Annotated in this window: 15 protein-coding genes; 4 read left to right on the plus strand and 11 right to left on the minus strand. The window is 72.3% G+C overall.

The features are described 5' to 3' along the window. Window positions 1-12: 12 nt before the first annotated feature. The 4 genes from ACZ6TD_RS12310 to ACZ6TD_RS12325 all read left to right on the plus strand — a co-directional run bounded on the left by ACZ6TD_RS12310 (window position 13) and on the right by ACZ6TD_RS12325 (window position 6,562). Entirely contained in the window at window positions 13-1,695 is a 1,683-nt protein-coding gene (locus tag ACZ6TD_RS12310; RefSeq protein ID WP_471353415.1) for a thiamine pyrophosphate-binding protein, read from the plus strand. Between the two features lie 12 nt (window positions 1,696-1,707). Then, entirely contained in the window at window positions 1,708-2,955 is a 1,248-nt protein-coding gene (frc, locus tag ACZ6TD_RS12315) for a formyl-CoA transferase (protein WP_471353417.1), read from the plus strand. Between the two features lie 2 nt (window positions 2,956-2,957). Then, complete coding sequence (locus tag ACZ6TD_RS12320; protein WP_471353419.1) at window positions 2,958-5,093, plus strand: acetate--CoA ligase family protein; 2,136 nt, start codon at window positions 2,958-2,960, stop codon at window positions 5,091-5,093. A 77-nt stretch (window positions 5,094-5,170) separates the two neighbouring features. After that, the gene (locus ACZ6TD_RS12325) at window positions 5,171-6,562 is read left to right on the plus strand and encodes an OFA family MFS transporter (protein ID WP_471353421.1); all 1,392 of its coding nucleotides are present in this window, start codon (window positions 5,171-5,173) and stop codon (window positions 6,560-6,562) included. Window positions 6,563-6,605: 43 nt separating this feature from the next. On the opposite strand, the gene ACZ6TD_RS12330 is transcribed toward ACZ6TD_RS12325, so the two are convergent. From ACZ6TD_RS12330 to ACZ6TD_RS12380, 11 genes are all read right to left on the minus strand, one after another. Then, window positions 6,606-7,652: a sugar phosphate isomerase/epimerase family protein gene (locus ACZ6TD_RS12330; protein ID WP_471353422.1), complete on the minus strand. Its 1,047-nt coding sequence runs from the start codon at window positions 7,650-7,652 to the stop codon at window positions 6,606-6,608. Continuing rightward, window positions 7,649-9,088 (minus strand): nucleotide pyrophosphatase/phosphodiesterase family protein, encoded by a 1,440-nt coding sequence (locus ACZ6TD_RS12335; protein WP_471353424.1) that lies wholly within the window; start codon window positions 9,086-9,088, stop codon window positions 7,649-7,651. Before ACZ6TD_RS12335 ends, ACZ6TD_RS12330 begins: the two co-directional genes overlap by 4 nt. Further along, window positions 9,085-10,263, minus strand: a complete 1,179-nt coding sequence (gene eboE / locus ACZ6TD_RS12340) for a metabolite traffic protein EboE (RefSeq protein WP_471353426.1) — start codon at window positions 10,261-10,263, stop codon at window positions 9,085-9,087. Before eboE ends, ACZ6TD_RS12335 begins: the two co-directional genes overlap by 4 nt. A 10-nt stretch (window positions 10,264-10,273) precedes the next feature. Next, window positions 10,274-11,158 carry a TatD family hydrolase gene (locus ACZ6TD_RS12345; protein WP_471353428.1) on the minus strand — a complete coding sequence of 295 codons (885 nt, stop codon included), beginning with the start codon at window positions 11,156-11,158 and terminating at the stop codon, window positions 10,274-10,276. Next, window positions 11,158-11,841, minus strand: a complete 684-nt coding sequence (locus tag ACZ6TD_RS12350) for an EboA domain-containing protein (RefSeq protein ID WP_471353430.1) — start codon at window positions 11,839-11,841, stop codon at window positions 11,158-11,160. The genes ACZ6TD_RS12345 and ACZ6TD_RS12350 overlap by 1 nt, the downstream gene beginning before the upstream one ends. Then, window positions 11,835-12,737, minus strand: a complete 903-nt coding sequence (locus ACZ6TD_RS12355; protein ID WP_471353432.1) for a sugar phosphate isomerase/epimerase family protein — start codon at window positions 12,735-12,737, stop codon at window positions 11,835-11,837. The genes ACZ6TD_RS12350 and ACZ6TD_RS12355 overlap by 7 nt, the downstream gene beginning before the upstream one ends. Continuing rightward, window positions 12,734-13,789 carry an SCO3242 family prenyltransferase gene (locus ACZ6TD_RS12360; RefSeq protein WP_471353434.1) on the minus strand — a complete coding sequence of 352 codons (1,056 nt, stop codon included), beginning with the start codon at window positions 13,787-13,789 and terminating at the stop codon, window positions 12,734-12,736. The genes ACZ6TD_RS12355 and ACZ6TD_RS12360 overlap by 4 nt, the downstream gene beginning before the upstream one ends. Beyond that, window positions 13,786-14,928 (minus strand): inositol-3-phosphate synthase, encoded by a 1,143-nt coding sequence (locus tag ACZ6TD_RS12365; RefSeq protein ID WP_471353436.1) that lies wholly within the window; start codon window positions 14,926-14,928, stop codon window positions 13,786-13,788. The genes ACZ6TD_RS12360 and ACZ6TD_RS12365 overlap by 4 nt, the downstream gene beginning before the upstream one ends. Window positions 14,929-15,260: 332 nt before the next feature. Next, window positions 15,261-16,721 carry a ThuA domain-containing protein gene (locus ACZ6TD_RS12370; RefSeq protein WP_471353437.1) on the minus strand — a complete coding sequence of 487 codons (1,461 nt, stop codon included), beginning with the start codon at window positions 16,719-16,721 and terminating at the stop codon, window positions 15,261-15,263. 68 nt (window positions 16,722-16,789) lie between these two features. Beyond that, complete coding sequence (locus tag ACZ6TD_RS12375; protein WP_471353439.1) at window positions 16,790-19,234, minus strand: carbohydrate-binding protein; 2,445 nt, start codon at window positions 19,232-19,234, stop codon at window positions 16,790-16,792. Window positions 19,235-19,575: 341 nt separating this feature from the next. Continuing rightward, on the minus strand, window positions 19,576-20,583 hold the full coding sequence (locus ACZ6TD_RS12380) for a sugar phosphate isomerase/epimerase family protein (protein ID WP_471353441.1): 1,008 nt from the start codon (window positions 20,581-20,583) through the stop codon (window positions 19,576-19,578). Between the last annotated feature and the right edge of the window lie 13 nt (window positions 20,584-20,596).

Genomic DNA, 20,596 nt, shown 5'->3' on the forward strand with positions numbered 1-20,596 from the left:
ACGCGATTCGCCATGCCCGACGACAGCCAGGACCTCATATCCGGCGGGCACTTGGTCGCCAAAGCACTCAAGGCAGAAGGCGTCGAGGTCATCTACACCCTCTGCGGCGGCCACATCATCGACATCTACGACGGCTGCGTCGACGAGGGCATCGATGTCATCGATGTCCGCCACGAACAGGTCGCCGCCCACGCCGCCGACGGCTACGCCCGGATCACCGGCAAGCCCGGCTGCGCCGTCGTCACCGCCGGCCCCGGCACCACCGACGCGGTCACCGGTGTCGCCAACGCCTTCCGCGCCGAGTCACCCATGCTGCTCATCGGCGGCCAGGGCGCCCACAACCAGCACAAGATGGGCTCCCTCCAAGACCTTCCGCACGTGGACATGATGGCGCCGATCACCAAGTTCGCCGCCACCGTCCCGGACACCGCCCGCGCCGCCGACATGGTCTCCATGGCTTTCCGCGAGTGCTTCCACGGCGCCCCCGGCCCCTCCTTCCTGGAGATCCCGCGCGATGTGCTGGACGCCAAGGTGCCGGTGGACAAGGCCCGCGTCCCCCAGGCCGGGCACTACCGCGCCTCCACCCGCAACGCCGGCGACCCCGAGTCCGTCCAGAAGCTGGCCGATCTGCTGGTCCAGGCCGAGAAGCCGGCGATCCTGCTGGGCAGTCAGGTGTGGACCACCCGCGCCACCGGCGCGGCCACCGAGCTGGTGCGCACCCTGAACGTGCCCGCGTACATGAACGGCGCGGGGCGCGGCACCCTGCCGCCCGGCGATCCGCACCACTTCCAGCTCTCCCGCCGCTACGCTTTCGCAGGCGCCGACCTCATCGTCATCGTGGGCACGCCCTTCGACTTCCGGATGGGCTACGGCAAGCGGCTCTCCCCCGACGCCACCGTGGTCCAGATCGACCTCGACTACCGCACGGTCGGCAAGAACCGGGACGTCGACCTCGGCATCGTGGGCGACGCGGGGCTGATCCTCTCCGCCGTCACCCAGGCCGCCTCGGGCCACATCAATGGCGGCGCGGGCAAGCGCAAGGAGTGGCTGGACGAACTGCGCGCCGCCGAGCAGGCGGCGATCGAGAAGCGGCTGCCCAACCTCCGGTCCGACGCCTCCCCCATCCACCCCTACCGCCTGGTCAGCGAGATCAACGACTTCCTCACCGAGGACTCGATCTACATCGGGGACGGCGGCGACATCGTCACCTTCTCCGGCCAGGTGGTCCAGCCCAAGTCGCCCGGCCACTGGATGGACCCGGGCCCGCTGGGGACGCTCGGCGTCGGGGTGCCGTTCGTGATGGCCGCCAAGCAGGCCCGCCCCGACAAGGAGGTGGTGGCGCTCTTCGGCGACGGCGCGTTCTCCCTGACCGGCTGGGACTTCGAGACGCTGGTCCGCTTCGACCTGCCGTTCGTCGGCATCGTCGGCAACAACTCCTCGATGAACCAGATCCGTTACGGCCAGAAGGCCAAGTACGGCGAGGAGCGCGAGCGGGTCGGCAACACCCTCGGCGATGTGCCCTACGACCAGTTCGCGCGGATGCTCGGCGGCCACGGCGAGGAGGTCCGCGATCCGGCGGACATCGGCCCGGCGCTGCGCCGCGCCCGGGAGTCCGGCAAGCCGTCGCTGATCAACGTCTGGGTGGACCCGGACGCGTACGCCCCCGGAACCATGAACCAGACCATGTACAAGTAGGGAGGCGCCACCATGTCCCAGGCTCCCCAGGCCCATCAGGCCCTGTCGGGCATCCGCGTCCTCGACATGACGCATGTGCAGTCCGGTCCCTCCGCCACCCAGCTGCTCGCCTGGCTCGGCGCGGACGTGATCAAGCTGGAGAACGTCACCGGCGACATCACCCGCAAGCAGCTGCGCGACCTCCCGGACGTGGACTCGCTGTACTTCACGATGCTCAACTGCAACAAGCGGAGCATCACGCTGAACACCAAGAGCGAGCGCGGCAAGGAGCTCCTGACCGAGCTGATCCGCCGCAGCGACGTGCTGGTGGAGAACTTCGGTCCGGGCGCCGTGGACCGCATGGGGTTCTCCTGGGAGCGCATCCAGGAGATCAACCCCCGGCTGGTCTACGCCTCGATCAAGGGGTTCGGCGAGGGCCCGTACACCAAGTTCAAGGCGTACGAGGTGGTCGCGCAGGCCATGGGTGGCTCGATGTCCACGACCGGCTTCGAGGACGGCCCGCCACTGGCCACCGGCGCCCAGATCGGCGACTCCGGCACCGGGGTGCACTGTGTGGCGGGCATCCTCGCCGCGCTCTACCAGCGCACCCACACCGGGCGCGGCCAGCGGGTCAACGTGGCGATGCAGCACGCGGTGCTCAATCTGTGCCGGGTCAAGCTGCGCGACCAGCAGCGGCTGGCCCACGGGCCGCTCGCCGAGTACCCGAACGAGGACTTCGGCGACGAGGTGCCGCGCAGTGGCAACGCCAGCGGCGGCGGCCAGCCCGGCTGGGCGGTCAAGTGCGCGCCCGGCGGGCCCAACGACTACGTCTACGTCATCGTGCAGCCGGTCGGCTGGGAGCCGATCACCCGGCTGATCGGCCGCCCCGAGCTGGCCGATGACCCGGAGTGGGCCTCGCCGGAGGCGCGGCTGCCGAAGCTGGCCAAGATGTTCCAGCTGATCGAGGAGTGGTCCAGCACCCTGCCGAAGTGGGAGGTGCTGGAGCAGCTCACGGCGCACAACATCCCGTGCGGGCCGATCCTGTCCACCAAGGAGATCGTCGAGGACGCGTCGCTCGCGGCCAACGAGATGATCGTCGAGGTCGACCACCCCGAGCGCGGCTCCTTCACCACGGTCGGCTCCCCGCTGAAGCTCTCCGACTCCCCGGTCCGGGTCGAGCGCTCCCCGCTGCTGGGTGAGCACAACGAAGAGGTGTACGTCGGGGAGCTGGGGCTCGACGACGAGGAAGTGCGGCTGCTCAAGACGAACGGAGTGATCTGACGGTGACGTATGACAACGATGCCGTGCGCGCGGTGCTGGACGCCGCCCGCGCCGAGGGGCGCACGGCGCTGACCGCCCCCGAGGGGAAACGGATCACCGACGCGTACGGGATCCCGACCCCGGCCGAGGGGCTGGCGGAGTCCGCCGACGAGGCGGTGGCGCTCGCCGACCGGATCGGCTTCCCCGTCGTCCTCAAGATCGTGTCCCCGGACATCCTGCACAAGACCGACGCGGGCGGGGTCCGGGTGGGGCTGACCTCCTGCGCCGAGGTGCGGAGCGCGTTCACCGCGATCGTCGACAACGCCCGTGCCCACGACGCGAAGGCCCGGATCCTCGGCGTCCAGGTGCAGCAGATGATCCCGGACGGCGGGCAGGAGGTCATCGTCGGCGCGGTCACCGACCCCACCTTCGGGAAGGTCGTGGCGTTCGGGCTCGGCGGGGTGCTGGTGGAGGTGCTGAAGGACATCACCTTCCGGCTGGCCCCGGCGACGAGGGACGAGGCGCTGTCGATGCTGGACGGGATCCGCGCCGCCGAGGTGCTGCGCGGGGTGCGCGGCGGCGAGGCGGTGGACCGCGCGGCGCTCGCCGACCTGATCGTGCGGGTCTCCCGGCTGGTGGCGGACTTCCCCGAGATCACCGAGGTCGATCTCAACCCGGTGTTCGCCACCGCGAGCGGGGTGCTCGCCGCCGATGTGCGGCTGCTGATCGGCGACCCCGCCCCGCAGACCCGCCGCCGCTACTCGCGCGAGGAGATCCTCGGCTCGATGCGCCGGCTGATGCAGCCGCGCTCGGTGGCGGTGGTGGGCGCCTCCAACGAGCAGGGCAAGATCGGCAATTCGGTGATGCGCAACCTCATCGACGGCGGCTTCCCCGGGGAGATCCACCCGGTGAACCCCAAGGCCGACGACATCCTGGGCCGCAAGGCGTACAAGACCGTCGGGGACGTCCCCGGCGAGGTGGACGTGGCGGTCTTCGCGATCCCCGCGAAGTTCGTGCCCGCCGCGCTGGAGGAGGTCGGCCGCAAGGGCATCCCGAACGCGGTGCTGATCCCGTCCGGCTTCGCCGAGACCGGTGAACACGAGCTCCAGGCGCGGATCGTGGCCATCGCCGAGGAGCACGGGGTGCGGCTGCTGGGGCCCAACATCTACGGCTACTACTCCACCTGGCAGGATCTGTGCGCCACCTTCTGCACCCCGTACGACGTCAAGGGGCCGGTGGCGCTCACCTCGCAGTCCGGTGGCATCGGGATGGCCATCCTCGGCTTCGCCCGGACGACCAAGACCGGGGTCTCGGCGATCGTCGGCCTCGGCAACAAGTCGGACCTGGACGAGGACGATCTGCTGACCTGGTTCGGTGAGGACGACCGCACCCAGTGCATCGCGATGCACCTGGAGGACCTCAAGGACGGCCGGGCCTTCGTGGAGGCGGCGCGGGCCACGGTGCCCCGGAAGCCGGTGGTGGTCCTCAAGGCGGGCCGTACGGCCGCGGGTGCCAAGGCCGCCGGGTCCCACACCGGCGCGCTGGCCGGGGACGACGCGGTCTACGACGACATCCTGCGGCAGGCCGGGGTGATCCGGGCGCCGGGCCTGAACGAGATGCTGGAGTACGCGCGGGCGCTGCCCGTACTGCCCGCACCCCAGGGTGACAACGTCGTCATCATCACCGGCGCCGGGGGCTCCGGGGTGCTGCTGTCGGACGCGATCGTCGACAACGGGCTGTCGCTGATGGAGATCCCGGAGGACCTGGACGCCGCCTTCCGCCGCTTCATCCCGCCGTTCGGCGCGGCCGGGAACCCGGTGGACATCACCGGCGGCGAACCGCCGTCCACCTACGAGGCGACCATCCGGCTGGGCCTGGAGGATCCGCGGATCCACGCCCTGGTCCTGGGCTACTGGCACACCATCGTCACCCCGCCGATGGTGTTCGCCGAGCTGACCGCGCGGGTCGTCGAGGAGTTCCGCGCCCGGGGCATCGCCAAACCGGTGGTGGCCTCGCTCGCGGGCGACACCGAGGTCGAGGAGGCGTGCGCGTACCTCTTCGAGCGCGGGGTCGTGGCCTATCCGTACACCACCGAGAAGCCGGTGGCCGTCCTGGGGGCCAAGTACCGATGGGCCAGGTCGGCGGGGTTGCTCACGTAAGCCAACCGCGTTTCCCGGAGCACGAAGAGTTTGGACAGGGGGCGCTGGCCGGGTTCCTTCGAATCCAAGGGGACGACATGAGCACAGCAGAACGACCGGAAGGGGTCCTCCCCTTCCGCGAAGTGCAGGACAGCAAGGGACGTACGTATCGCATCGGCGAGACCGACCGCGACATCCTGGGCCACAGCCGGAAGCTGATGGTCTATCTGCCGTGGATCGCGATGATGGCCATCAGCGTGTCCGAGTACGCGTACGGCTCGGCGGAGGACACGCTCTCGGAGGCGCACGGCTGGACCCAGAGCAACACCTTCTGGATCCTGAGCGTCTGGGTGTTCTTCCAGGCGGGCATCGCCTTCCCGGCCGGATGGCTACGGGAGAAGGGGATCCTGACCGCCCGCAAGGCGATGTTCCTGGGGTCCGGACTGTGCCTGATCGGCTTCCTGGCCCTCTCCCACCTCGACAACGTTTTCGCGGCGATCGTCGGCTTCGGTGTCATCGGCGGTCTCGGTTCCGGGTTCGTCTACGCCACCTGCATCAACATGGTGGGCAAGTGGTTCCCGGAGCGGCGCGGGGCGAAGACGGGATTCGTCAACGGAGGGTTCGCCTACGGCGCGCTGCCGTTCATCTTCATCTTCAACTACTGGTTCGACACCGGGAACTTCGACGAGGTCCTGGACCTCATCGGGGTCTATGTGCTGATCGTCGTGGCGGTCTGCGCCTGGTTCTTCAAGGACCCGCCGAAGAACTGGTGGCCCGCCGACATCGACCCGCTGAACTACGCCGGCAACGCCAAGAGCGCGGCGAGCCTGGCGAAGAACCCGCCGGCGGTGCGGCAGTACACGCCCAAGGAGGCCATCAAGTCCGGGATGCTGCCGCTGATGTGGGTGTCCCTGGTGCTCACCGCGGGAGTGTCCATCTTCGGGATCTCCTTCCAGGTCGACTACGCCAAGGAGGTGGGCTTCGGCCCGCTGGTGGCGGCCTCGTCCATGGGCATCATGTCCGTCGTCAACGGCGTCGGACGCGGTGTGGTCGGCTGGCTCTCGGACCTGTGGGGGCGGAAGACGACCCTGGTGTTCGTCATCGTGGTGCTGGGCCTCGCCCAGTTCGGGGTGATCTGGGCCGGTAACATCCACAACGAGGTGCTGTTCCTCTTCTTCGCCTTCCTCTCCGGGTTCGGCGGCGGTGCCTTCTACCCGATGTTCGCGGCGCTGACCCCGGACTACTTCGGGGAGAACTACAACGCCACCAACTACGGCCTGGTGTACAGCGGAAAGCTGATCAGCGGGCTGTTCGGCGGTGGCCTCGGCTCGATGGTGGTCGACTCCTGGGGCTACGACGGCGCGTACGCGCTCGCCGGAGGCATCTCCATGGTGGCGGCCGCGGTGGCCCTGCTGCTGCGGCAGCCCGGCCGGCCGCGGATCCGGGGCATCGCCCCGAACCCGCAGCCGATCAGCCGCGAAGCCGTCTAGATCCGCCGCGAGGCGGCCCGGCTCAGCCGCGGGGGACCCTCGCTCAGCCCCGTCCGCCGCACCGCAACGACCGCAGATAGCGGGCGGAGCGGCGGGCGGTGGTGAGCGAATCGGCGGGCTGGTCGTGCTCCACCATCCAGTGGTGGTCACGGCGCCCGCCATGGGTCCTGCCGACCGCGCTCAGGAAGCGGCGGTAGTCGATGTCACCGTCCCCGACGTCCACCATCCGGTAGCCGTCGGGGACGGTTTCGTCGTGCTCCCCGTCCTTGACGTGGAAGAGCGGATAGCGGTGCGGGGCCCGCAGGACGTAGTCCAGCGGCTCGAAGGGCGCCGGGGAGCCGTCGGCCTTCCTTCCGAAGCGGTACTGGGCCACATACGCCCAGTAGATGTCCATCTCCAGGTGGACCAGCTCGGGGTCGGTCTCGGCGAGCAGCACGTCGTAGAGGCGGACGTCCGGCCGGTCGGTGGCGAAGGAGAACTCCTCGGCGTGGTTGTGCTGGTAGAACTTCATCCCGCGCGCCTTCGCCGCCGCGCCATAGGTGTTGAACTCCTCCGCACAGCGCTTCCAGCCGTCGACCGTGGAGCCGTAGCGCCAGGGCCCGGAGGCGGTGCCCACATGTGGCAGGCCGAGCGCCTGGGCGTCGTCGAGCACCTGGGTGAGGTTGGTGGCGAAGGTGTACGCCTTCGGGTCGTCGGAGTAGTAGCCGACGTGGCTGCCGATACCGCGCAGCCCGTTGTCCCGCATCAGCCGCCCCAGCTGCTTGAGGGTGATGTCGCCGGTGCCCTGGGTGTAGCCGGCGAACTCCACCTGGTCGTAGCCGTACCGGGCCAGCTCCTCGAAGACGCCGGCGAAGCCGATGGACCGCACCTGGTCGCGGAGGGTGTAGAGCTGGATGCCGAGGTGGCCGCGGGGCACCAGCGGGCCGCCCCGGCCGCTCTGGGCCGACGCGGCGGTGGTGCTGCCCGTCTGGGCGGCCGTGGCGGTGCCGGTGCCGAGCAGGCCGGCGGCCGTGGCGCCCGCGGCGACGCCGAGGAATCTGCGGCGGCGGAGGGTATCGGCGAGTTCGGGGTTGTCCTGGGCCCTCTTCACGGGGTGTCTCCTTCGGTTGCGTTCGTCAGACCGGCGAGGCGGAGGAGCAGGTTCTTGACGTCGGTGGCGGCCACCTGTCCGCTCACCGCGCCGGGCTGGGAGCAGAGGAGGACGGGGCCGTCCTCCTCGCGGTCCGGGAGGCGGCCGTGGCTGCCGCGCACCGGGGACGGATCGAGCGGGACGACGGCCATGCGGTAGCGCATCCCCGTCTTCTTGCGGGCCAGCGCGGTGGCGGCCCGCACCCGTACATAGGGGTCCTTGGGGTCCATGAACAGCTCGGCCGGGTCATAGCCGGGCTTGCGGTGGATCTCCACCAACTGGGCGAAGTCGGGGGCGCGGGCGTCGTCGAGCCAGTAGTAGTACGTGAACCACGCGTCCGGCGCGGCCACCGCGACCAGCTCCCCGGAGCGGGGGTGGTCCAGGCCGTGGGCCTTCTTGCCCTCGTCGTCGAGGAGTTCGGCGATGCCCGGCAGACCGGCCAGGGCGGCGCGGGTGGCGTCCAGGTCCTCCGCGCGGCGCACATACACATGGGCGAGCTGGTGGTCGGCGACCGCGAAGGCCCGGGAGGCGCCGGGGTCCAGATACTCCATGCCGTCCTGGGTGTGCACCTCCAGCAGCCCGGCGCGGCGCAGCGCCCGGTTGATGTCCACCGGCCGGGAGACCCGGGTGATGCCGTACTCGGACAGCGCCACGACGGTGCGGCCACGGGCGGTGGCATCGTCGAGTAGCGGGCCGAGGGCGGTGTCGAGCTCGGCGGCGGCGGTGTGGGCGCGCGGGTCGTCGGGGCCGTACCGCTGGAGGTCGTAGTCCAGGTGCGGGAGGTAGCTCAGCACCAGATCGGTGGGGCTGGTGCGCAGGATGTGGCGGGTGGCGTCGATGATCCACTGCGAGGAGACCAGGTCCGCGCCCGGCCCCCAGAAGTGGAAGAGCGGGAAGGTGCCCAGCTTCGCGGTGAGTTCGTCGTGCAGCGCGGGGGGCCGGGTGTAGCAGTCCGGCTCCTTGCGGCCGTCGGCGTAGTAGACGGGGCGCGGGGTGACGGTGATGTCGGTGTCCGAGCCCATCGCGTACCACCAGCAGACATTGGCCACGGTGTAGCCCGGGTGGGCGCGGCGGGCGGCGTCCCACAGCTTGTCGCCGCCGACCAGCCCGTTGTGCTGCCGCCACAGCAGCACCTCGCCCATCTCGCGGAAGTACCAGCCGTTGCCGACGATGCCGTGCTCGGCGGGGGTGGTGCCGGTGAGGAACGTCGACTGGGCGGCGCAGGTGACGGCGGGCAGCACGGTGCCCAGCGCGGCGTGGGAGCCGGAGCGGGCGAGGGCCTTGAGGCGGGGCATGTGGTCCAGCAGCCGGGGGGTGAGCCCGACGACGTCGAGGACGAGGAGGGGGGTGGGGCCGGTCCTGGCGCTCGTATCGCTCCGGTGGCTCAGGTCGCTCACGGCAGCTCCTTGAGGCCGAGGTCGGTCAGCAGGTCGCGGGCGAGGGCGAGTTCGGCGGCGATGCCGTCGGCGAGCCGGTCGCGGGTGCGGGGGCGCAGCTCGGGCGGGAGCGCCTGCCAGGTGTAGGTCTCCACTTCGAGGTGGCGGGTCAGCGGGGCGGGCCCGCCGACGAGACGGGCCAGGGCGTCGGCGAGCACCGGGAGGGTGGAGGTGAGCGGGGGCTCGGGCGGGGCGTGCAGCGGGACGTGGAAGTGGGACCGCCAGGGCGCGGTGTCCGCCAGCCCGCCGGCAAGCGCCTGGTCGAGGTCGTCGGTGCCGGTGACGCCGCCCTCGGGGGCCCGGGTGCGGGTCTGGTGGAGGAAGCGGGGCTCGGCGAAGGCCGCGAGGGCCTCCCGCACCGCGGGCTGCCCCGGGTCCTCGGCGTGCAGCGCGGCGGACAGCTGCGCCTTGACGACCGGGACCCCGGCGGCGGTGAGCGCGCCTGTGGCCGTGTGCGGATCCTCGAACTGCGTCGCCAGATGGCAGGTGTCCAGGCAGACCCCGATGCGCTCCAGGGGCGGGCCGCCGGGCGCGGTGAGCGCCTCGATGGCCTGCGCGGTGGTCTCGACCGTGCAGCCGGGCTCGGGCTCCAGGCCGATGCGGACGGAGCGGCCGGTGAGTTCCTGGATGGCGTCGAGCCGCTGGGCGAGGGTGGTGAGGTGGCGGCGGGCGGCACGGGCGGCGTCGGCGTCGAAGGGGGCGCGCCAGGCGAGCGGCAGCGTGGAGACGGAGCCGTCGGTGATGTCCTCCGGCAGCAGCGCGGCCAGCAGCCGGGCCAGGTGGGTGGTGTGCTCCAGCCGCTCCGGGTCGGTCCAGTCGGGCTTGTAGACGCGGTACTTGACCTCCTGGGCGCCGAACCCCTCGTACGGGAAGCCGTTGAGGGTGACGACCTCCAGGCCGCGGGTGTCCAGCGCGGTGCGCAGCCTGCGCAGTTCGGCGGGGTCGGCGCTCAGGGTGCGGGCGGCGTCGCGGGCCAGCCACAGGCCGATGCCGAGCCGGTCGCGGCCGAGGCGGCGGCGGACCGGTTCGCAGTGCAGCCGGAGCTGCTCCACGACGCCGTCGAGGTTTTCGGCGGGGTGGACGTTGGTGCAGTAGGCGAGGTGGACGGTGGAGCCGTCGGGGTGGCGGAAGCGCATGGGGTCCTCCTCACCGCTGCGTCGGCGCGGCGGCCGGGGCGCCGCCGCGCAGGATGGAGTTGCCCTCGTGGGTGGCGGTGGCCGCGGTCTCCTCGGCGTCGAGGTCCAGGTCCAGGCGGCCGCTGAGCCCGTAGAACGCGACCGGGTTGCGCCACAGCACCAGGTCGACGTCGTCCTCGGTGAAGCCCTCGGCGCGCATCAGGTCGCCGACCTTACGGGTCTTGAGCGGGTCGCTCCTCCCCCAGTCGGCGGCGGAGTTGACCAGGACCTTCTCGGGCCCGTACGCGCGCAGGATCGCGACCATCCGCTCCTCGTCCATCTTGGTGTCGGGGTAGACCGAGAAGCCCAGCCAGCAGCCGCTGTCCTTGGCCTCCTTGACGGTGGTCTCGTTGAGGTGGTCGACGAGGACGCGGTCCGGGGGCAGCGCGGACTCCCCGACCACGTCGAGGGTGCGGCGCAGTCCGGCCAGCTTGTCCCGGTGCGGGGTGTGGACGAGGGCGGGCAGGCCGTGGTCGGCGGCGAGCTGCAACTGGGCGGCGAGGGCGGCGTCCTCGGCGGGTGTCATCGAGTCGTAGCCGATCTCGCCCACGGCCACGACGCCGTCCTTGACGAGATAGCGCGGCAGCTCGTCCAGGACGGGGGTGCAGCGCGGGTCGTTGGCCTCCTTGGGGTTGAGGGCGAGGGTGCAGTGGTGGGCGATCCCGTGCTGGGCGGCCCGGAAGGGCTCCCAGCCGAGGAGGGAGTCGAAGTAGTCGTAGAAGCTGGCGGGCGAGGTGCGGGGCTGCCCGAGCCAGAAGGACGGCTCGACGAGGGCGCGCACCCCCGCGGCGTACATGGCCTCGTAGTCGTCGGTGGTGCGGGAGGTCATATGGATGTGGGGATCGAAGATGCGCATCAGGACTCCTCGCGGGTCAGGGCGCGGGGCGCGCCGGGCAGGGCGCGGGTCAGGGCCAGGACGCGGTCGAGATCGCCGGGCACGGGCCGTCCGGCGGCGGTGCGCTCACGGGCGTAGTCGCCGAGCATCCGGCCCAGCTCGCCGTCCCCGCGCGCCCGCCGCTCCCAGTCGGCGACGGCGGTGAGGGGCACCCCCGTGAACAGGCACTTGAGCACGGCCTGCCGCCAACTGTGCGGCGAGAGGTGCCGGGCGGCATACGGCCCGACGGCGGCGGCCACGAGCCGGGTGTCGTTGGTCCGCAGGGCGTCCTCGACGAGCGGCACGGCGTCGGGCCCGGCGAACAGCCCGAGATGCGGAAGCGCCCGCAGAACGGCCCGGCGCTCGGCGCCCGTGCCGTGCGCGTACAGCCTCGCGACGGTACCCGCGTCCGCGCGCGCGGCGTGGAGGATGAGGATGCGGGCGGCGTCGGGGAGGTCGTGCGGGATGAGGTCGTCGGTGGCGGGTTGGGGGGAGCGGACGTGGCGGCCCGCGGAGGCGAAGTCCAGCTCCCAGCGGGCGGGGCCGGCAGCGTCCGGGCGCGGCCCGGTTTTCGCCGCGTCCGTCAGGGCGCTGTCCAGCCAGGCGCGTCCTGCCTCGTCCAGGCGTTGCTCCACGGCGGCGCGGAGCTCGGTCACGGTCAGCATCGGACGCCTCCCTCGCTCGCGGCCCGTTCGGCGTCCTTGAGGAACCGCAGGGAGGCGCGGGCCAGTTCGGGACCGGCGTGGGAGTGGCGGGGCAGCTCGACGCCGACGAGCCCCCGGTACCCCGCGGCGCGCAGCGCCTCCAGCACCGGCGGGAAGTCGATCTCCCCCTCGCCGAACGGCAGATGCTCGTGCACCCCGCGCCGCATGTCCTCGATCTGCACATGCCGCACCCAGGGCGCCGCCGCGCGGACGCACTCGGCGGGCGGGTCGGGTTCCAGGCACTGGCAGTGGCCGATGTCGAGGGTGAGGCCGAGGGCGGCCGGATCGCCGAGCGCCGCGCGCAGCCGGTGGAAACCGGCGAGGTCGCCGAGGAGGTGTCCCGGCTCCGGCTCGATCGCGAGGGAGACGCCCACCGCCCCGGCGGCCACGACCACCGGGCCGAGGGCGTCCGCCAGCCGCCGCCACGCCGTCTCCGCGGACTCACCGGGCGGCAGCACCCCGCTGAAGCAGTGCACGGCCGGGGCCCCGAGGTCGGCCGCCACCCGCACGGCCCGCAGCAGCAGATCGACCCGGGCGCCGCGGGCCCCGGGGTCCGGGTCGAGCAGGGTGGGGTGGTGCTTGCGCCGGGCGTCGAGCACGTACCGGGCACCGGTCTCGATCGCGACGCCGAGGCCGAGCCGCTCGAGGTCACGGGCGACGCGGCGGGTGCGGGCGGCGAGGCCCGGCGCGAGCGGGTCGAGGTGCATGTGGTCGAGCGTCAGCGAGACGCCGTCGTAGCCGAGGTCGGCGAGGAGTGCGAGGGCGTCGCTCAGGCGGAGGTCGGTCAGGCCGTTGGTGCCGTAGGCGAAGCGGAGGGGTTCGGGGATGGGGCGGCTGGGGTCGCCGGTGCGGCTCATGTCGCGCTGACCTTTCTCGACAGCCGGCGGGCGACGGGCATCAGCGCGAGCAGCCCCGCCGCCGTACGGTGCGCCCCGGCGCGGGAGGCGAGCACGGCCTGAAGCGGGATCATCGCGCGGATGCCGCTGCCGACGGCACGCTGGAGGAGGTACGGGGACGGGTTGAGCGCGGCATGCGCCAACGGCCGGGCGACCGTGGCCAGGTACCCGCCCGCGAGGGCGACCCCCGCGAAGCGGCCGGCCGCCGCGCCGGGCAGGGCGATGGCCCCGATGTTCCGGCTCCACATGCCGGTGAGCGTCCGGCCAACGGCCCCACCCCCAGCGCGACCGCGCCCCGACGTAGGCACGCCCGGCGTGGTGGCCACATCCACAGCCGCGACCGGCGCACGGTGGCCCGTCTCAGGGGCGGGGGCCGGGCGCCGGGTCGCGGCCCAGGCGATGCCGGTGGCCACCGCCAGAGCGCCGAGAGGGACCGTCGAGGAGCCGCCGGTCGCCTCGCGGCGGGAGACCGTGGTCACCGCGAGGGTGTGGGCGCCCAGGAGGGCGGCCGGGCGGAGGGCCGGGCGTATGTGCCCGGCGGAGGCCGTGGCGCCGAGGAGGAGGTCCAGCGCGCGGGCGGCGGCCATGGTGGGCGGGCCCGCGAGCGTGTTCTTCAGCCCGAGGTCGTACGCCCACACCGTGCCCGCCAGGGCCGTCGCCGTGGCGAGGGCCGGGGGACCCGCTGCGGCGGCGCAGAGCAGCCCGGCGGCGGTCAGCCCCGTCGCGGCGGTCAGCGCCGCGGCCGGGGCGATACGGCCCGACGGCAGCGGGCGGCCGGGGCGTTCCACGGCGTCGATGTCCCGGTCCGCCCAGTCGTTGAGCGCCATGCCCGCCTCGTACAGGCACAGCGATGTGCAGACCGCGAGCGCCGTGCCCCGGTTGGGGCCGCGCCGGGCGGCGGCCGCGCCCGCCAGTGCGTCACCGACCACCGTGAACAGGGCCGACACCCTGAGCAGTTCGGCCCAGTCCCCCCACGTCCCGAGGGGCCCCCGGTCCCCCGCCTCGCCCGTCACGACCGGCCCCGCAGCCGCCCGGCGAAGCCGATGAGCGCCGCGTACTGGTCGGCGAGGGCGGCCGGGCCGCCGTCCGGGTCCTTGAAGTAGAAGCCGAGTTCGGGGAGCGGCCCGGTGAGACCGACCTCATGGGCGCGGGCGGTCAGCCGGGCCAGATCGAGGACGAGCGGCGCGGCGAGGGCCGAGTCGCAGCCCTGCCAGATGGTCTGCAGGACCATCCGCGAGCCGAGGAAGCCCTCGAAGGAGACGTGGTCCCAGGCGGTCTTCCAGTCACCGAGCGCGGGCACGTTGTCGATGTGCAGCTCGCCGTCGGGGAGTTCGCCGAGCGTGTCGGAGAGGACCCGCGCCTTCCCCGCGTTCTTGGCCGCCGCGGCGCCCGGGTCGGCGAGGGCGGCGCCGTCGCCGCCGCCGAGGAGGTTCGTCCCCGACCAGCTCCGTACGGCCAGCGCCCGCTGGGCGAACATCGGCGCGAGGACCGACCGCAGCAGCGTCTGCCCGGTCTTGCCGTCGCGCCCCGCGTACGGCAGCCCGGAGCGCTCGGCCCGCTCGCGCACCCGGGGGTGGTGGAGCCCGGTGGAGGGCGTGAAGTTGACGTACGGGCATCCGGCGCGCAGCGCGGCGGCCGCGTAGAGAGAGCTGGGCGGCAGCGTCCCGGCGTCCTCCGGAGCCGCTTCGGTGGAGGCGACGTTGACGACGACGGCGCGGGCCAGCTTGTGCGTACGGAGGAATTCGGTGAGGTCGGCCGCGAACGCCGCGATCAGCTCCTCCTCGCCACGGCCGTCGCCGGGCTGTGGCCCGCCCGGTCGGACGGCCGCGTCGGCGGCGGCGAGTTCGCCGCGTACGGCAGCGGGCAGCCCATGCGGCAGCACCCCGTCGGCGGCCAGCGCCTCGGCCCGTTTGGGCAGCGGGGTGGCGGCGGTGTCATGACCGCCGAAGACGAGGTCGGCGAGCGCGGGCAGGCCGCTGTCCGCGAACGCCGCGGTCTCGGTGACCATTCCGGTCGCCGGCTGCAACCCCCCGGCGACGGCGGCACAGCCCGCCACGGCGGTAGTGGCGACGGAACCGCGAGCGCCGATGAGCCAGACCCCCGTACGGGGTGCGTCGCGGAGTGGGGTGATGTCGTCGGGACGGGTGGTCACTGGCTGCCTCCCGGGGGCTGGGCGTGGGTTGCGCGGGTGGTGCGGGGTGCCGCGGATCCGTGTCGGCGGCGGGGGTGGGTGTGTGCGGCGCCGGTTCGGTCGTGGCGTAGGGGTGTCGTGGTCGGGCGAGCGCGGCCGAGGCCGCCCCGCGCCCGGGAGTCGGGGCCGGGGCGGGGCGGCCGGAGCCGTCGGGCGGGTGGCCCGGGACCGTCCGTGTTCCGGCGTCGGACAGGTGGTTGGGGTGGCGGCGGGAGGAGGCGGCGTACTCCTGCCCGCCGCCACGCCGTCCCCACGGCTCCCCTCGGGCCGTCGGGACGGCGGACCGGGGGCGCCTAGCCGTCGTGGTGGTGCTGGTGGTGGCCGCCGCCCTTCGCCGGCAGGTCCTTGACGCGGATGTCGCGGAAGGAGACCTCGTCGCCCTCCCCGTGGTTCTGGATGCCGACATAGCCCTGCCGCAGGCTGCGCGCGGGGTCCCGGTTGGTGAAGTCGTTGATCTTCACGCCGTTGAGCCAGATCCGCAGCCGCTCGCCCTGCACACGGATCTCGTAGGTGTTCCACTCCCCCGGCGGGTTCAGCGCCGCGTCCCGCTTGGCGAGGTCCGCGGACTGGAAGCCGTAGACCGAGCCGGTGGTGTGATCGGGGGTGTCCGTGGCGTCGATCTGCACCTCGTAGCCATTGTCGACCGCCGACCAGGGGTCGTCGGAGGCCGGGAAGCCCACGAAGACGCCGGAGTTGTCGTCGCCCGCCATCTTCCAGTCCAGCTTGAGCGAGTACGAGCCCAGCTCGCGCGCCTGGTACCAGAGCATCCCCATGCCGCCCGTCGAGGTGAGGGTCCCGGACGCGGCGTCGAGGGTGAAGTTCCCGGGGCCCGCCTGCTTCCAGCCGTCCGTCGAGGTGCCGTCGAAGAGCGGGCGGTAGCCCCGCTCGGGGCGGCAGTCGGCGTGTGCGGCGCCGGTGGCGTAGCGGATGCCGCCGAGCAGGTGCTGCCGGAAGGCGGGGTCGGCGTAGGACTCCTTGGTGTGGCCGAAGCCGGTGTAGAAGGCGCGGCCGCCCCGGTACTGCTGGCACCACGAGATGGGGTGGTCCTCGCCCATCGCGCCGCCCTGGTACGAGGATTCGTCGAGCGTGGCGAGGACCCGCACCCGCTCCCTCGGGTTGGTGCGGTAGTTGTACCACTCATCCGTCCGCTCCCACGTCGGCGGCAGATGCGCGGTCGCGGGGTTGGCCCGGTCCTCGACGTCCACGGTGGCCCGCTGGATCGCGGGGTGGGACTGGAAGTACGCCCCGGCCAGGCCCTCGTAGAAGGGCCAGTCGTATTCGGTGTCGGCCGCCGCGTGGACGCCGACGTAGCCGCCGCCCGCCCGCACATAGCCTTCGAACGCCGACTGCTGGGCGCTGTCCAGGACATCGCCGGTCGTGGAGAGGAAGACGACGGCGTCGTAGCGGGCGAGGTTGTCGGGGGTGAAGGCGGCGCCGTCCTCGGTGGCGTCGACGGCGAAGCCGCTTTGCGTGCCGAGTTCCTCGATGGCGGCGATGCCGTCGGGGATCGAGTCATGGCGGAAGCCGGCCGTCTTGGAGAAGACCAGGACCCGGTCGTCGGCGGCGCCGGAGGTGGCGGCCCCGGACGCGGCGGCGGGCAGGGCCGTCAGGGCGAGCAGCAGCGTGGCCCCGACGGCGGCAAGGCGCGCCCCACGCGATCCGGAGCGGCGCCCGGACGCGGGTTCGGGCCCGCGCCCGGAAGGGGCGCCCGAGCCGGAGTCGGGTCTGGAGTGCGGAGAGGTGTGCGGGTGCATAACCGTCGTGCTCCTTCCTCCCGGGCCGGGGCGGCGGCCGCGCACGGCCGCCGCCCCGGCTCCGGTCGTCAGCCGGTGCCGATCGTGAAGTCGTCCACGTCGAAGAGCGCTCCCGCACCGCCCTTGAAGACGAGGGACAGCGTGGTGGTACCGGTCGGCGGCTTCGTCAGCGTCGTCTTGACGTCCTGGAAGGTCTCCCAGTCACCGGTCACCGGCACGGTGACGGTGCCGAGCAGCCGCCCGGTCGGGGAGCCGCTGCGGATCTCCAGCGTGCCGCCGGCGCCCGCCGAGGAGACCCGTGCGGTGAAGTCCTTGGCGTTGCCCAGCACATACGGGGCGAAGGAGATCCAGTCCCCGTTCTCGATGTCGCCGACCGTCTTGCCGCCGTTGGCCGGGGTGTGGTTGATCACCGAGACGCCCTGGCTGTCGTCGTAGTGTTCGGCCTGCCGGTGCTTGGGCTGGACGATGGACTGGTCGTGGGTGGTCAGCGGCGGCTGGCCGCCCCCGCCGCCGTCGGTGTACTCGGCGTCGAAGACCCCGAAGATGTTGGCGTTGGGGTCGTGCTCGCCGTCCGCGTTGGTCTTGATGGTGCCGGAGCAACCGTTCGCCGAGGTGACGGGGTGGCCGTGGCTGTCATGGCCGAGGATGTAGGTGACCTTGACCTTGGCGCAGTCGACGGTCCCGTCCTCCGGGTCGGTCACCTTGACCTTGAACGGCACCTCGTCGCCGAAGCTGAAGAGCTGTCCGTCGGCGGGCAGTTGCAGCGTCACCTTGGGCGCGGTGTTGCCGACCGTCAGGTGCACATTGGCGCTGGCGGTGCGGCCGGTGGGGTCCTTGACGGTGAGGGTCGCGGTGAAGGTGCCGTTCTTCTTGTACGTGTGGGTGGGGTTGGTGGCGGCGGATGTCGTGCCGTCGCCGAAGTCCCAGTGGTAGGTGAGGGTGTCGCCGTCGGCGTCCGAGGTGCCCGCCGAGGAGAAGGCGACCTTCATGGGCGCCTTGCCGGAGGTGCGGTCGGCGCTCGCCTCGGCGATGGGCGAGTGGCCGTCGGTGGCGTTCTCGATCCGGTAGAGCGCGGAGTGCTCGTCACCGTTGAAGTAGCCGAGGCCGTAGTCGAGGACGTACAGCGCGCCGTCCGGGCCGAAGGCCGAGTCCATGACCTGGGTGCCGGACCACGGGAAGTCGTTGATCTTCTGCACGGCCCCGTCGGCGCCCTGCTCGATCCGCTTGATCCACTGGCGGCCGAACTCCCCCGCGAAGAAGTTCCCGTCGTAGGCTTCCGGGAACTTCACCGGGGAGTCGAGCGAGGCGTCGTAGCGGTAGACCGGCCCGGCCATCGGCGACTCGGAGCCGGAGCCGAACTCGGGCACGGAGTCGTTGTCGTACGGGATCCAGGCGGGCTGGGCGGGCGGCAGATCGGTGAGCCCGGTGTTGTACCGCGAGGTGTTCTTCGGCGCGGCGCAGTCGAAGGCCGGGCCGGAGGTGCCGGTGGCGAAGTCGTAGTCGCGGTACGGCTTGTTGTCGGCGATGCAGTACGGCCAGCCGTAGTTGCCGGGCTTGGTCACCCGGGCGAACTCGACGGCGCCACCCGGTCCGCGCTCGGGGTTGGCGGCGCCGGCGTCCGGTCCGTAGTCGCCGACGTAGACCGTGCCGGTCGGCTTGTCGACACTGATCCGGAAGGGGTTGCGGAAGCCCATCGCGTAGATCTCGGGCCGGGTCTTCTCGGTGCCCGGCCCGAAGAGGTTGCCGTCCGGGATGGTGTACGAGCCGTCGTCGGCCACCTTGATCCGGAGGATCTTGCCGCGCAGGTCGTTGCTGTTGCCCGCGGAGCGCCGGGCGTCATAGGCGGGGTTGCGGTTCTCCCGCTCGTCGATGGGGGTGAAGCCGTCGGAGGCGAACGGGTTGGTGTCGTCGCCGGTGGACAGGTACAGGTTGCCGTCGGCGTCGAAGTCGATGTCGCCGCCCACGTGGCAGCAGATGCCGCGGGACGCGGGGACGTCCAGGACCTTCTTCTCGCTGCCGGTGTTCAGGGTGCCGTCTTCGTTGAGGGTGAAGCGGGAGAGCCGGTTGACGCCGTCGAACTTGGCGAAGTCGGCGGCCGTGCCCTCGTTGGGGGCGTCGCCGGCGGGGGTGTCGAGCGGGGGCGCGTAGTAGAGGTAGATGGCGCGGTTGTCGGCGAAGCCGGGGTCGATGCCGACGCCCTGGAGCCCTTCTTCGTCGTGCGAGTAGACCGGCAGCTTGCCGGACACCTTGGTCTCGCCCGTGGCATCGGTCAGCCACAGGGTGCCGTCGCGCGAGGTGTGCAGCACGGAGCGGTCGGGGAGTACAGCGAGCGTCATGGGCTCGCCGGTCTCCTCCACGCCCTTGGCGAGGGTGACCTGCTGGAACTGATCGGCGGCCGCAGCGGGTTGATCCGCGCCCGCCGGCGGAGCGGTGAAGGCGAGCCCCGCGCCGACGAGCAGTGCGCTCGTGACGAGCGCGAGGGGCCCGCGCAGTCGAAGCCTTTTCCTGTGCACGCTGATCCTCCGTGGAAAGAGGGGGGTACGGGCGGGCCGTCAGGCCGCCGTGACTGGCACAGGCGCGCGCCGTCGCGCCGGGATGACCGGTCCGGGGCGAGGGGCCCCATGTGACCGGTACATCTCAAGGACCGTAGCGGGGTTTGTCCGGTCCGGAAACCCCTTTGACACACAACGGGCCCTGCTTCATCCACGAGCAGGACAAAGCCGGATGAGGGCGCGATGTGCGGTCCCCCACCCAGGGGCCCTTGGGGCGGGTCCTCGATGCCCGGACGGGCCGGGCCGGAGCCGGGCCGGAGCCCGGCCGGCCGGAGCCCCGCTGGACCCCGGCCGGAGCCGGGCTACTTGTCCCCGCCGCCGAACGCCGCGTCGAACGACGCCGTCGGCGGGTCGAAGTCGAAGTGCTTCAGCCGGGCCAGCGCCTCCGGGGCGCCGGTGAGCCGGTCCATCCCGGCGTCCTCCCACTCGACCGAGACCGGACCGTCGTATCCGATCGAGCGCAGCATCCGGAACACGTCCTCCCACGGCACATCGCCATGGCCGGCGGAGACGAAGTCCCAGCCGCGGCGGGGGTCGCCCCAGGGCAGATGGGAGCCGAGGCGGCCGTTGCGGCCGTCCAGCCGCTTCCGGGCCTCCTTGCAGTCCACGTGGTAGATCCGGTCCCGGAAGTCCCACAGGAAGCCCACGGGGTCCAGGTCCTGCCAGACGAAGTGGCTGGGGTCGAAGTTGAGCCCGAAGGCGGGGCGGTGGTTCACGGCCTCCAGGGCCTGGTGGGTGGTCCAGTAGTCATAGGCGATCTCACTGGGGTGCACCTCGTGGGCGAAGCGCACGCCCTCGGCGTCGAAGACGTCGAGGATCGGGTTCCAGCGCTCGGCGAAGTCCTCGTAGCCCCGCTCGATCATCCCCGGCACCACCGGCGGGAACATCGCCACCAGATGCCAGATGGAGGAGCCGGTGAAGCCGATGACGGTGCGGACCCCGAAGGCGGCCGCGGCGCGTGCGGTGTCGGCCATCTCGGCGGCGGCCCGCCGCCGGACGCCCTCCGCGTCGCCGTCGCCCCAGATCCGGGCGGGCACGATGGCCTTGTGGCGCTCGTCGATGGGCGAGTCGCACACGGCCTGGCCGACCAGGTGGTTAGAGATGGCCCAGCAGCTGAGGCCGTACTTCTCCAGCAGCTCGCGCCGCCCGTCCAGGTAGCCGGGCTCGCCGAGCGCCCGGTCCACCTCGAAGTGGTCGCCCCAGCAGGCGAGTTCCAGGCCGTCGTAGCCGAAGTCACGGGCCAGCCGGCAGACCTCCTCCAGGGGAAGGTCGGCCCACTGGCCGGTGAAGAGCGTGAAGGGTCTGGGCATTCCGGCCTCCTCC

The sequence above is a fragment of the Streptomyces yongxingensis genome, from assembly GCF_055597465.1.